This is a genomic window from Marinobacter iranensis (assembly GCF_029207565.1).
Classification (GTDB): Bacteria; Pseudomonadota; Gammaproteobacteria; order Pseudomonadales; family Oleiphilaceae; genus Marinobacter; species Marinobacter iranensis.
This window is the reverse complement of record NZ_JANCMW010000313.1, coordinates 1-253: the sequence shown is the minus strand read 5'-3', so window position 1 is coordinate 253 and position 253 is coordinate 1. Positions and strand designations below refer to the sequence as shown.

The 253-nt window shown below is 57.3% G+C and carries 1 protein-coding gene; it reads right to left on the bottom strand.

Features of this window, described 5'->3' with window-relative positions; genetic code table 11:
• Nucleotides 1-203 (bottom strand): FadR/GntR family transcriptional regulator (locus tag NLU14_RS23420; RefSeq protein ID WP_420845103.1); only part of this gene is annotated, 203 nt, incomplete at its 3' end.
• Nucleotides 204-253 lie beyond the last annotated feature (50 nt).

The window sequence follows — 253 nt, the reverse complement described above, 5'->3', positions numbered from 1 at the left end:
AAAACGGGATTATGAGCTGCCGTTGCGATCGCCTTATGGAACAAAGCGTTCTGTTGGAAATAGACACGGCCCGCCCGTACCTCGCGCTCAACGGCCTTGTGCTGTTTCTGCAACTCCGCCAGATCCTCGGCCGTAGCACGCCGTGCGGCAAATTCTGCGGCCTTGGTCTCAAGCGCTTCTCGAACGTCGAAAAGATCCAGCAACGCGCGCCGATTAAGCTGCTCGACGTCGACGTTGCGTCTGATGGAAGCAA